Source organism: Paenibacillus silvestris (assembly GCF_009882985.1).
Lineage (GTDB): Bacteria > Bacillota > Bacilli > Paenibacillales > NBRC-103111 > Paenibacillus_E > Paenibacillus_E silvestris.
The window spans coordinates 1-12,871 of record NZ_WTUZ01000017.1; the positions used below are offsets into that span (position 1 = coordinate 1).

Here is a 12,871-nt window from a genome sequence, read left to right on the forward strand (position 1 = left end):
CGATACATAGATTATTACAATCACAAACGTATCAAATCAAAACTAAAAGGCATGAGCCCGGTACAGTACCGAGCTCATGCCCAACAGGTTGCATAAAACATTTGTCTAACTTTAAGGGGTCACTTCAGTGTCCGGCTGCCGCGTTATTTCTATTTAGCTCTATTGTGTCCCGGATAACAAGCTTACTTCGACATCTCCTTGATTGCGGATGTACTACGCTGGAAAGAAAAATTCGGCAGCTTTAGTAGACCAGCGACCAGCAATAATAGGCATCCGTTGATGACAAACACGATGGGAATTGACAATTGGGTTGCGAGAAAGCCTCCAATTAGCGGACCCAGTAGCAGGCCCATTTGATTGGCCGACTGATTGAGGCTGAACGCACGGCTGCGAAAGCCCGGTTCCGTATGGGTAGCAATGAAAGCATTAAGCGCCGGGAATACGGCTGCGAAAAAGAGGCCGTAAACAAATCGCAGCGTTCCGAAACCGATCAGATCGTGAAACAATATTTGCAGTAAATTCCCGATCCCTCCGCCGATAAGACCGATGAACAGCACCTTTTCGTAGCCCACTTTTATGCCGATTTTGCCCCAGCGAGGTGCTGCAATCAAAGTAGCGACTCCTACCGCAGAGAAAATGATCCCCGCATGAAGTGATGCGGACGACTGACTGGAACCCAGCTTCAGCACATAGATCGTTAACAGCGGCTCCAAAATCATGATCGAGGTCGATGTAATAAAAACAATGAACAGCGCGGATACAAGCGTTCGATTGGCCGCCGCTTCCTTAAGGTCATTAAGAACTGCGGACCGCTTCGCTTCTGATTTAACGAAAGAAGGTTCCTTTACCCAAACCCATGCGATAACGAAGGCAATTAGCACCATCACGCCCGCCAGCAAAAAGGTTTCACGCGTGCCGATGAGGTGGCTTACTACCCCTCCCAGAAGTGGACCTAATATGGAAGCAGCTGCGCTGGAAGTGGAGATAATTCCGAGTGCATAACCGACGTGCTTCTCTGGCGTATTGGTTGCTACCAAAGCGATGGCTGACGGGATATATCCCGCGAGCAATCCTTCCATAATTCTAACGAGTATAAGCTCGTATGGATTTTGCACGATGAAGTATAGAAAATACGCGATCGACAGACAAATCGCGGCGCGAAGCATCATAGGCTTCCGGCCATACTTATCGGCCATGGATCCCCAGAACGGAGCGATTAAAGCTGCAGCAAGAAATGTAATGGCGAATACAACACCCGTCCATAATTCGAGATGGCTTTGTACACCGAGATCATTCTGCAAAAAGAGAGACATAAACGGGATCGATACCGTATAGGCCATACTAACAAGGAAAGTCCCTACCCACAGTACGAAAAGATTACGTTTCCAAGAATTATCTCCCAAGGAAGCACTCCCTTTTCTTCATTTGACTCCTATCATACCATTGATATGACATGGCTTTTGATAAAACGTTTTTTTGGGGTTGATAAAATGTTGTAATGAATGCTACGCTTGCGAGATCTTTTGCTCATAAAAAAACTGATATCTAAATCCTTTTCTTATTGGATTACTTTGTGCTACAAACCCTCTACTATTTTAATAGCGCGAATTATCATTTCAGAAGTGATAGGAAAGTTCATATTCCCCATTGTGCTTTCTGGAAGAAGCGATATCCTCGAAATTTCATTCAATTCTTCCTGAGATAGTTCGCGATTGATACCAAGCTGATTTAGCTTAAGTGGCAGCCCGATCAATCTGTAAAAATCACAAAGTTCCTTAATCTCTTCCTGCGGGCGATCTTCAAGAACTAATTGAACGAGGATTCCGTAAGCTACTTTTTCTCCATGATAAGCTTTGTGTGTTTCCGGGATGACCGTTAGACCGTTATGAATGGCATGTGCCGCCGCAGAACGGCAATTATCCTCCCCGAGTCCACCGACCATTCCGCTGAATAGTAGGTTTGCATCGATAACACGCTGCAACGCTTCGCTCGATATGCCTCTTTCGGCATCCTTCACTGCTTGTTCGCTATATTCTATTAATGTGTCATAACAGAGTTTAGCCATTTGCAGCCCGCCAAGTGTTGCTAGATTTTGCTTTTTCCCGGATGCGGACATTGGTGCCTCGATCCATTTCGCAAGTGTATCTGCGATTCCAGCTGCCAAGAAACGAACTGGAGCTTTGGCAATAACCTCGGTGTCGACTAGACAAAGCAGCGTTCCGCGTACAAAAACGGGAAAATTAATGTAAACGCCTTCTTCCGTATACATAATCGATAAATTAGCCACAGCTGCGCATGTTGCAGCAAGTGTTGGTATGGCAACAAAGGGCTTATTAAGCTCATTCGCAAGAGCTTTAGCGGTATCCATCACTTTCCCGCCACCGACACCACAAATCAATTCAGTTTCTGTTGGTGTGAGATTTTTCAATTGGGAAACTTCCTCGTATGAGCACTCCCCTCGATATGTATGTACATCGTAATGAATACCAGTTTCATCTAAACTCTCTGTTAATTGATGACCGCAGCTATTCCACGAATTTGTTCCTGTAACGATAAAGACGGATTTGCCATACTTGGCGATCCACTCTCCTGCTTTACGCATGATTCCCGCTTCCTGAATATAGGCATTCGGCGACCCCAGCACAAAATGTACACCATCCATAGGTAACACTCTCCTATATTAATTTCTTAATCATTTCACACTCGGTAAATTTTAATTCAGTGATGTAATTGAATCGACTTCGAGCTTGACGGTTGCGTAGTACTTTAAATTGCCGGAGAAGACACATTCCAATGAAAAAGGTATCCCTTTACTAGGATTGTCTGCATCGGTAATCACTTCAAGAGGGACTGTTCCCATCACTTGACCCTTGCGATCCGTGAAAGTGATTCTTCCTTTCACTTGATGTGCTCCCTTCGCATCAAGCTCAAACTGCCCATTGATAATGCTGAATTCTCCATCCTGTCTCACACTCACATTTCCAATTCGAAATTTGGGCTGCTCAGGATCGACGATGTCCATTGGTGCAGAAGCATCAAGTTCAGGGGTCTTTTTATCGTTCAGCCTAACAATCTGTACCGTTGAGTAAACATATCTTTGATCCAAGCTGCCATCCACCAATAAATCAACAGAGTTCTTCTCAGCACCGTTTAGCTCAACGCGACCTGTTCTAGAGGCGGCGACTTGCTCACCTTTTTCATTATACCAATTGAACTTGAAATCGACAGTCGTAGCTTCCTTGACTTCACGCCACTTCGGTCCAAGCTTTACGTCTACAGAGATATGTGTCAGCTTAGGATCTTTTTCATCTATGTGCCTATAGCCAAAGTTTACCTCCAGAATGTGGCGTGCATCTACCGCCTCCGCCTCGTACAGCTTAAACCAGACAGGCCCTAGCCAGGAATCGATTTGATGCCAATTTCTCCATACTTCTTTAACCTCAACAGATTGCGCTGATAGACTGGAACCTGTTTCCAAACCATAAGGATGTCGCATCAGTGGTGTGAGATTTAACAATTCCACTTCCTCCTGAACTTCTCTTATCCCTTCTAAAAAAGGATATATAGGACGAATCCATTTGTCCCCAGATCTCGTTTCTATTAAATAATGATGATCCCATTTTGCTTTCGTGGTCACAATTTGAGGCGCCAATTGCCCGCCTGTTGGCTCTGACAGCTGAGGATCATTATAAAGTGATTCGATCCCACTGAGATCGAGCTTCTTTACGAATGGCTGCGGATTCCCCAGCAGAGAACGGTTAGGAGCAATCCATCGATCACCAAGCCATGTGGAGACTAAGTAAAGTGGTCTTTTGTAGCCTTCCCCATGTCCCCATCGAGCCTCTCGCGTCTCTAGAATTTTCAACGTCTGTGGCCCCAGCACCCCTATCTCCTTCAGTTGATCACCGTAAACAGAAGTATTCTCCAGTAAAGTGATCGTATCCTCACCTGGATGAGGAAGCTCTAAACTAGCCTCCGCCCGACACCGGTCATCCAACATAACGAAACTGCAAACTAATAGCATCACAGCAATCCATCGATTTCTCATGATCTTTGCCTCCATCTCGAAATTCCTTCTAAGTCTTTAGACTATGGAAATCAAGAGAAGTTGTCATTATTTCCCAAAAAAGTTGTTCAATGCTGACAGCCTTTGGCAATGGAGTTGAAGACGGATGGCTTAATTTACATCCCCTTGCCCTATGTATGCGTGAGCTTCACTTCATCCAAAGCTCTCTGTGCCAATCCGTTAACCACGATGTCGTCCATCGGCGGATTATGCAGTCCTGCCCGCACGTCGCGGTACATCCGCTCCAATGGCAAACTGCGTGACAAACTCGCAGCACCGACGATACGCATCGCAATATCTACAATCGAGATAGCTTGATTCGTGGCCACATGTTTGGCCAAGCCCAGCTCCGGCTTTAGCGCTTTGCGCCGCTCAGGCTCCCTGTCCCAGCGATCGGCAACTGAGTAAAGCACCGTACGCGCCGTTACAAGCGCGATTTCCATTTCGCCGATTTGACGTCGAATATTCGGTAACTCAGCGATCGGTGTGGTCAAGCTGTTTGGTCGATACTGCTGCGCGAAGTTAATCGCAAAGCTCCTAGCCGCATGCGCAATCCCGATATAACAAGCGGGAATATGCAATAGCCAGCCTCCTTCATCGGGCCTGCGCTCCTCGCGTGGTGCTCCCGAACGATGAACAAGCTGATCATCTGGGACGAAGACGTCTTCAAGTACCACATCGTGGCTCCCCGTAGCGCGCATACCAAGTGTGTTCCATGTTTCTTCTACACGTACGCCAGATCCGGAACGCACAAAAAACTCCCCGGTTTCCTCCGTGCCCTCAATCGCCGCCGAAACCGTAAAACATGTGAGTATCGGACTCAGCGTACTGTAAGTTTTGCGTCCACTCAGCAGCCATCCGCCCTCTGTGGCAACGGCCTTCGTTTCCGGTCTTCCCCCCCGACTCGGGCTCCCTGTTGCCCGCTCCGTCGCAAAATGATTAATCAACGCACCTGTTTCCACTGTCTCACGGCAAAAACGTGCGTACAATGATTCCGGCCAAGCATTCGTATAGCGCAGCTGATGCAGCAAACCAACGCTCCAGCCCACCGCAAGCGCTGTAGAACCATCGCCTCGCGCGAGTCGTTCCTGGGCAAGTACCAATTCGTATAGCGACGCTTCCTCTCCGCCGTAAGCTCGCGGCACTGTCAACTTCAAGTAGCCTGCTTCACGAAGATCCGCGAAATTAGCGAACGGAAAGCTTCCCTCTGTATCGTGATGCGCCGAACGATCTGCGAAACGAGCGGCTAATCGATCAGAACGTTGCGCAATCTCTGCCTCTCGTTCATTACGAACATATATATCTGTTCCTATGCTATCAGTCATTTCTTTCTCTCCTCTGCGTGTAAATATAGTAAAATACTCTGAATTAAATCGAGAATGCTACCACTATACTCTAAAAAAAAAGATATCCATATATTCTGCCCGCTTTTTTCCGGACTCATGTTGTCTTTTTTACACTATCAAACCGAAGCCGTAAAGATTATATTCGTGAAGTGATTGTACTATCCTGCCAATTTCCTCAGTTAACATAAAGAAGGCAAACCTACATCTTTTTAAGAATGTAGGTTTGCCTTGTAGATTCCTTTTGTTCCGTTAATTTGAGTTCTATTACATTCCTGGATAACGTCCACCGAAAGCTTCTGGGCTAATAGCATCAATATGTGCCAGATCTTCGGAAGTAAGTTCAATATCGACGGCAGCAATATTTTCTTCAAGATACTTGCGGCGTTTTGTTCCCGGAATCGGCAATGCGCCTTTTGCTATTGTCCAAGCTATTGCCAGTTGAACCATGGAGCAGTTCTTTTCTTTGGCGATTTCGTTTAGTTTATCGACGATATCAACGTTTTTCTGGAAATTCTCCCCTTGGAAACGCGGTAGATTTCTGCGAATATCATCAGCTTTCAAATCCTCGAATTTACGAAGTTCACCAGTAATAAAGCCTCTGCTTAGAGGGCTATACGCCACAAACGTGATTCCCAGTTCGTTGACTGTAGGAATGATTTCTTCTTCAACATCACGGCTCCAAAGAGAGTATTCCGTTTGTAGAGCGGTGATTGGATGTACGGCATGCGCCTTGCGAATGTTCGGAGCATCTGCTTCGGATAAACCAAGATAACGTACCTTACCAGCCTTAACGAGGTCAGCCATTGCCCCCACTGTCTCTTCAATGGGTACATTCGGATCAACGCGGTGCTGGTAGTAAAGATCAATATAATCAAGATTAAGGCGACGGAGGCTCTCATCAATTGCTTTCTTAACATAATCCGGATGCCCACCGATGAACTCCCAGTTCGGCCCAAAAGTGAACTTCGTTGCAACAATCGCTTGTTCCCTGCGACCCTTGAGCGCTTTGCCGAGAAGTTCCTCATTATGTCCATTTCCATACGTATCGGCGGTATCTAGCAGTGTCACACCAAGATCCAGCGCGCGATGAATGGTCTTGATGGATTCTTCATCATCAATCGTGCCATAAATACCAGGTGACATCCCCATCAAGCCTAAGCCGATAGAAGAAACGTCAAGTCCAGTATGACCAAGCTTTCTTGTTTTCATTGTAGATAACCTCTCTTTCGTTAAATAGCCTTCGCTGAGCATCATAACACATCAAACTAACAAGGTAAACAAAAAATGCATTTTATGTCTACTTTGTAATTGATGTATGATGTTTTACGCATAACAGGTATAATAGATGCGAGGGGGTAATGTTTTGAACACAGATAAAAAACAAGAGATCCGAGCTAAGCTCGTTATGAAATTGATTCCCTATTTGCGAAAGAATGGACTTCAATCCATACGGATGGAGGAAATCGCCAAAGTAATGGAGGTTAGCAGGGCGACTTTATACAAGTATTTCTCGACGAAAGAAGAAATAATCGGTTTCATCGTAGCCGGTTTTATTGAATATATGAATGAACTAACCAACTCCCACTTTGATACGGATCAAAGTTTCGGTACCCGATTTCAGTTAATATTCGAGCAGTCCGTTTCACTTGTCGAATATTTCACGGATATCTTTATAAAGGAACTCGAAACCAGTTATCCCGAATGGTACGATCGATTTAATGAAGGCATGAAGAAGCGAGAACAGTATCTATTGGCTTTCTACGCAGAAGGCATTCAAAAAGGGATTTTCAATCCAATTAGCGGCAGGTTGCTTATCGCACAAGATGAAATTCTTCGTGGTATGTTCAACGTGAAATACCTCATGACGAATCAATTAACAGTTCAGCAGATATTGACTGATTATTATCAATTAAAGAAAATTCAGCTGTTTAAGCCTGATAAGCTAACGGTAATTGACGATGCCGTCATTGAACAGAGAATTGCCTATTTGACTCAAAAGATCACCAAAAATCTGTATTAACGACAAAACAAACAAAAGAGGCTCCTAGAGCCTCTTTTGTTTGTTCCTGCCAAGTTTAGCCGTTCGAGCTTACTACCAGATAGCACCCAGAGCTCATTCATGTTGGGACATTACATTTATTAAGAATTAAAAGCATAGAATGCTGATAGGTCTTTTGACGGTGTAACGGTGTAACGGTGTAACTCTAATCACCTAGTCAAGTAATATATAGCTCATAAATCAATAATTACAATTGGAGGAGTAATAAATGGGAAAGCGCAAGAGAAATTCATCTGTAGTGGTGTCCCGAACAAAAGCAGCGAAAAAAGTAAAAATTAGTTCCACGCCTAATGCTTCAATTAGAGAAGGAGCCTCTGGATCTTACAGTAACAGCGCAATTGCAATGATGCCGCCCGGTCAACCGGTCCCTGCATCGAAACAGGAACAAGCCCTTGCTATTAAAATTACGAGGGCGATGCTCTCCGGTCCACGGCACATCACCAAAGATGCAACCGTTGCAGAAATGTGTGAAGATGGGAGACTACTCATCCTACGCCAAGGCAGCAACAATTGGATATGCTTTCCTGGGGATGAGAATCAGATCGGCAATCCCCCAATGTGCGCCGATCCGATGGGACTGCAATGGATGATGGATCTCTTGGCCAAGAAACCGAGACCCACGAATACAACGCCAGGCCTCATCTACATGCTGTGCGGAGCCACGCAGCATAGCAACACCGATCCGTTCGATACGACAAGCCCGGCAATACCGATTGGTCCGCACTGGATGATCATTTGGCCTTTCGACGCCATGAAGTCCGGACTGCCCAGTACAGTCAGAGATGCAGGTGCCTGGGTGATGTTCGATGGCACACCTTACGCATATCTGCACATCTGCGGCACACCTTGGGTCGGCAATGTGTACAATGAGAAGAACCCGGGCGATCAGATCCCAATCTGGACCATGGAATATGGCTTACGATCATAGCCTTATATAAAAACTATACTCCGTTTCGTACAACAGGCAGCCAGTAACGCCGGCTGCCTGTTGATTTTGTCCAGCATCCATCAAATAACACCAAATTTAGTAAGGGCATCGTATATGCCATCTTCACTTGCTTTTTTGGTAACGAAATCTGCTTTTTGCTTAAGATGTTCCTCACCGTTGCCCATGGCAATACCGAGGCCTACGTACTCCAACATATCTAAATCATTGCTGCCGTCACCGAAAGCGATAGAATTGCTAGCGGCAATGTTGTAATAATCCAATACTTTTTTGATTGCGTCCGATTTAGAGACCACTTGTTTCTCAAGAATGTTTATTACATAACTATGGAAACGAACAAACCGCAGATGCGGAAAGTTTTTAATAAACTTTTGAGCTTCACTCTTATCAGCGTACAAACACATACAGTAAATCTCTTCAAAGAGTGTGTCTAATTTTTTGGGATAATAGTTAAGACCTAGGGTCTCTAATAGTGCCCTTCTAACTCGTGTTTCCTCTACTCCTATTCCGTTCATTGCAATCGTATCAGTAAAATAGGACAGACTGTGACCATTTAACTCCGCAAAACTTGAGAGTTCGTGAACCGTTTTTGCGGAAATCGCTGACTTATAAATAACATTATTTTTTGCTTTGATAAGTGCTCCATTTGCTGATATTAAAGTATCAATGCCGAGTGCAATTAGTTCATGACACAAATTATGTGGCCTCCCCGTTGCAACAACGACCCTAACACCTCTATCTCGAAGCCTTGTAATAGCCAATTTTGTGCTTTCAGGTATTCTTCTATCCACTTCACTTAATAGGGTCCCGTCAACATCAAAAAACACGATCTCGTACACTGAATTATCCTCCCCATTACTTTAAATCCGAAATCACATTGTTGTTTAATTATATGTCATATGAACCAGTTACATAAGTGCTGTGAGAGGATCAGGCAATCATTTGGGAGGAATGGGATAACGATCGTTTTGTCATTTGTTGCATAATAAGGTTATTCCCCATTAACAAAGGAGCATATCGACAATGAAATATGTGAAACTTGGAAATACTGGCTTGGATGTGTCCCAGCTTTGCCTTGGCTGTATGAGTTTTGGAGTAGCAGAGCGGTGGCATCATCCATGGATACTTGATGAGGAGCGTAGTCGTCCTATTATAAAAAAAGCCCTCGAAGTAGGTATTAATTTTTTCGATACGGCAAATGTGTATGCAGATGGAACCAGTGAGGAAATTATTGGGCGAGCTCTAAAGGATTATGCCAGTCGAGATGAAATTGTTCTTGCAACAAAAGTGCACGGACGTATGCAACAAGGTCCGAATGGCGCAGGACTCTCTCGAAAGGCAATCATTAGTGAGATTGATAAGAGCCTCAAAAGACTGGGTACCGATTACGTAAATCTTTATCAAATCCACCGCTGGGATTACACCACTCCTATTGAAGAAACGATGGAAGCTTTGCATGATGTTGTGAAGGCTGGTAAGGCCAGATATATTGGGGCTTCTGCGATGTATGCCTGGCAATTTCTTAAAGCGATACATGTAGCCGAGAAACATGGATGGACCCGGTTTGTATCGATGCAGAATCATTTAAATCTCATCTATCGTGAAGAGGAGCGGGAGATGATGCCACTGTGCAAGGAAGAAAAAATCGGGGTCATTCCGTATAGCCCGCTTGCATCAGGAAGATTGTTGCGTGATTGCTCGGAAACAACACTGCGTTCAGAAACGGATTATATGCAAAAAAAGAAATACGACGCTACAGCCGATATCGACCAATTGGTCGTTGAGCGAGTTGCTGCCATTGCAGATAAGCACGGTATTCCCCGAATCCATATTGCGCTAGCTTGGTTGCTTCAGAAAGAATCGGTCTCTGCTCCAATAATCGGGGCTACGAATGTCGATCAGCTCCAAGAAGCCATTGGGGCGCTGTCGTTCACGCTATCACCTGAAGAAATTGTGTCACTGGAGGAGCTTTATGTCCCCCATCACGTAGTTGGTGCGGTTTAATAAGGTAATGATTGCAAAAAGCAGAAACAGGCTGCCAGCACATCGGCAGCCTGTTCAGATCAATTCAAAGCTGAATAATCAATTCTTCGATCTTTGAAGTAATACGCCTTATCGTGATCAGAAACTTCTCGCAGCACCTTACATGGATTCCCCACAGCGATTACGTTAGATGGAAGATCTTTGGTCACAATGCTTCCTGCTCCGATAATGGTATTTTCACCAATCGTAACATCTGGAAGCAAAATGGCACCAGCGCCTAACCAGCAATTTCTCCCAATCGTAACAGGCGCATTATATTGATATCCTTTTTCTCGCAGCTCAGGTAGAATCGGATGCCCTGCAGTGGCCACCGTAACATTCGGCCCAAACATGGTATAATCTCCAACATAGATGTGCGTATCGTCAACCAACGTTAGATTAAAATTTGCATAAATGTTTTTGCCAAAATGAACATGCTTGCCACCCCAGTTGGAATGAAACGGAGGTTCGATATAACACCCCTCGCCAATCTCAGCAAACATTTCTTTCATTAATGCTATTCTTTTTTCATAATCCAGCGGGCGTGTATGGTTAAAATCATATAGCCGATTAAGACAAAGCGTTTGTTCCTTTGCCAGTTCTTCATTACCAGGCAAATACAAACTGCCGTTGTGAAGTTTTTCTTTAATGCTCATTTTCACACTTCATGCCGATCATGTCGACAACCTCCATTAGTTGTTCTTACTAAACTATAGTTTCTCGGAGCTTAGGATCAATGGATAGCATGGTTAATTTAGAACCTGCCCGATTTAAATATCGAAAATAGCAGCCAGAGACTCATTAATGATGCCAATACGAATCCAACTTCGATGGTTGGCACGTTCAGCAAGAAATAATGCTTCCGGCCAACAATCGAAGAACCTATGATGAGTCCCATCATGATGAGGCTGAAAGATAAGAGAACGATGCCGAACGTGATTCTATTGCCAATGCGATCTAGCTTGCGCAGGAAATCGTAGGCATCAGGGACGCTTATATTCATATGCAGCTTCCCTTTTTTCATCAGTGAAAAGAACTCTCGGGACTGTCTTGGAAAATCAATTAGCAAGTGCCCATAATCCGTGACATCTTTGAGTAAACTTGATGTCAGATTTTTCGGGCGTAGTCGTTCCAACAGTAGTTGGAGACCGAATGGTTCTGCTATTTTTACGATACTGATCGTAGGATCTAGCTTTGTGACAACCCCTTCAATCGTTATAAACGTTTTTCCTAATAAGATGAAATCCGCCGGAATGCGAATATGGTACTTGTACGCCACCTCGAACAGATCGTTGACGACTCCCCCCAAGCTTACACGACTAAGAGGCACTCTGAAATATCGCTCTCTAAGCTCCTCAATATCAAAACGCAGCTCCGCCATATCGAGTTCCTCGTCAATAAGCCCGATCCGATAGATCGCCTTAATCACTCCATCGGTGTTCTGACGCATAAGAGCAATAATCAGTGAGGAAAAATGAAATTTTGACTCCACCGTGAGTCGGCCTACCATGCCAAAATCAAGTAAAGCGATAACTTCGCCCGGCTGTATGACGATGTTCCCAGGATGTGGATCTGCATGAAACAAACCTTCAACGAATATCTGATGAAACAAGGCTTGAATGAGCCGATTGGCAATTCGGGCTCGGTCGTACCCATATGCGTTGAGTTGATCCTCTTGGTACAGTCGAACCCCTTCGATATACTGCATCGTCATAACTTTTTTCGAGCTGTAATCGCTATAAATCAGCGGCACATAGATATGGGCGACATCCTTGAACTGCTCAGCTATCTTCTCCGCATTCCTAGCTTCTTTGGTATAATCCAGCTCATTTAAGAGCGATTTACCAAATTCCGCAATGAGGACCTCCATTTGAATCCGCCGCGCCCATGCAAAGCGTCGCTCGGCTATCGCAGCCAAGTCCGCTAGAATCTCGAGATCGATCCGGATTGATTCTGCAGCTTGAGGTCGTTGGATTTTGATAGCCACACGTTCTCCGGTGTGGAGCACACCAAGGTGCACTTGCCCGATGGATGCCGCGGCATGTGACTGCTCCTCGAAGCGCTCATAAACCGTCGCGATACTTTGTCCTAGTTCAGCCTCAACGATTTCCTCTACCTGTTTGTACGGGATGGGCTTCACATCATCCTGAAGTTTCTCCAACTCCTTAACAATGTCTTCCGGCAGGAGATCACTTCGGGTGCTGGCGATCTGTCCCAATTTAATGAAGGTTGGTCCGAGCTCTTCAACGACATCCCTAATTCGCAGTCCAATCGATTTACGGTCTGTATCGTCATCCACCTGAAATCTTCGAATTGGAATACGAAGACGCTGCAGCAGATCTGACTCTTCTACCAAGAAGCCGAAACCATGGCGAACCAAAGCAATAACAATATCGCGGTATCGTTGTAACTGCCGTATCCTTTTCCTCATA

The 12,871-nt window shown here is 45.0% G+C and carries 12 protein-coding genes; 4 read left to right on the top strand and 8 right to left on the bottom strand.

Translation table 11 applies throughout. From position 1 onward, the window contains the following. A partial coding sequence (locus GQF01_RS14090; protein WP_161405452.1) for an IS3 family transposase occupies nucleotides 1–96 on the top strand: 96 nt, incomplete at its 5' end. A gap of 86 nt (nucleotides 97–182) precedes the next feature. Here the strand turns inward: GQF01_RS14090 and GQF01_RS14095 are convergent. The 5 genes from GQF01_RS14095 to GQF01_RS14115 all read right to left on the bottom strand — a co-directional run bounded on the left by GQF01_RS14095 (nucleotide 183) and on the right by GQF01_RS14115 (nucleotide 6,621). Continuing rightward, nucleotides 183–1,403 (bottom strand): MFS transporter, encoded by a 1,221-nt coding sequence (locus tag GQF01_RS14095; protein ID WP_161407452.1) that lies wholly within the window; start codon nucleotides 1,401–1,403, stop codon nucleotides 183–185. Nucleotides 1,404–1,576: 173 nt separating this feature from the next. Continuing rightward, nucleotides 1,577–2,662 carry an iron-containing alcohol dehydrogenase family protein gene (locus GQF01_RS14100; RefSeq protein WP_161407453.1) on the bottom strand — a complete coding sequence of 362 codons (1,086 nt, stop codon included), beginning with the start codon at nucleotides 2,660–2,662 and terminating at the stop codon, nucleotides 1,577–1,579. Nucleotides 2,663–2,713: 51 nt separating this feature from the next. Next, complete coding sequence (locus GQF01_RS14105; RefSeq protein WP_161407454.1) at nucleotides 2,714–4,048, bottom strand: hypothetical protein; 1,335 nt, start codon at nucleotides 4,046–4,048, stop codon at nucleotides 2,714–2,716. A gap of 149 nt (nucleotides 4,049–4,197) precedes the next feature. Continuing rightward, entirely contained in the window at nucleotides 4,198–5,391 is a 1,194-nt protein-coding gene (locus GQF01_RS14110) for an acyl-CoA dehydrogenase family protein (protein ID WP_161407455.1), read from the bottom strand. Between the two features lie 285 nt (nucleotides 5,392–5,676). Next, nucleotides 5,677–6,621, bottom strand: a complete 945-nt coding sequence (locus GQF01_RS14115; RefSeq protein ID WP_161407456.1) for an aldo/keto reductase — start codon at nucleotides 6,619–6,621, stop codon at nucleotides 5,677–5,679. A 154-nt stretch (nucleotides 6,622–6,775) separates the two neighbouring features. On the opposite strand from GQF01_RS14115, the gene GQF01_RS14120 reads away from it, so the two are divergent. Next, nucleotides 6,776–7,432 (top strand): TetR/AcrR family transcriptional regulator, encoded by a 657-nt coding sequence (locus tag GQF01_RS14120; RefSeq protein ID WP_235959694.1) that lies wholly within the window; start codon nucleotides 6,776–6,778, stop codon nucleotides 7,430–7,432. Between the two features lie 247 nt (nucleotides 7,433–7,679). Continuing rightward, nucleotides 7,680–8,399 carry a hypothetical protein gene (locus GQF01_RS14125; RefSeq protein ID WP_161407458.1) on the top strand — a complete coding sequence of 240 codons (720 nt, stop codon included), beginning with the start codon at nucleotides 7,680–7,682 and terminating at the stop codon, nucleotides 8,397–8,399. Between the two features lie 80 nt (nucleotides 8,400–8,479). On the opposite strand, the gene GQF01_RS14130 is transcribed toward GQF01_RS14125, so the two are convergent. Further along, the gene (locus GQF01_RS14130; protein WP_161407459.1) at nucleotides 8,480–9,256 is read right to left on the bottom strand and encodes a Cof-type HAD-IIB family hydrolase; all 777 of its coding nucleotides are present in this window, start codon (nucleotides 9,254–9,256) and stop codon (nucleotides 8,480–8,482) included. A 184-nt stretch (nucleotides 9,257–9,440) separates the two neighbouring features. Here GQF01_RS14130 and GQF01_RS14135 point away from each other — a divergent pair, with 184 nt between their 5' ends. Continuing rightward, the gene (locus tag GQF01_RS14135; RefSeq protein ID WP_161407460.1) at nucleotides 9,441–10,421 is read left to right on the top strand and encodes an aldo/keto reductase; all 981 of its coding nucleotides are present in this window, start codon (nucleotides 9,441–9,443) and stop codon (nucleotides 10,419–10,421) included. Nucleotides 10,422–10,480: 59 nt separating this feature from the next. Here the strand turns inward: GQF01_RS14135 and GQF01_RS14140 are convergent, their stop codons facing one another. Next, the gene (locus tag GQF01_RS14140) at nucleotides 10,481–11,095 is read right to left on the bottom strand and encodes a sugar O-acetyltransferase (RefSeq protein WP_161407461.1); all 615 of its coding nucleotides are present in this window, start codon (nucleotides 11,093–11,095) and stop codon (nucleotides 10,481–10,483) included. Nucleotides 11,096–11,193: 98 nt separating this feature from the next. Beyond that, nucleotides 11,194–12,870 (bottom strand): ABC1 kinase family protein, encoded by a 1,677-nt coding sequence (locus GQF01_RS14145; RefSeq protein WP_202556358.1) that lies wholly within the window; start codon nucleotides 12,868–12,870, stop codon nucleotides 11,194–11,196. Nucleotide 12,871 lies beyond the last annotated feature (1 nt).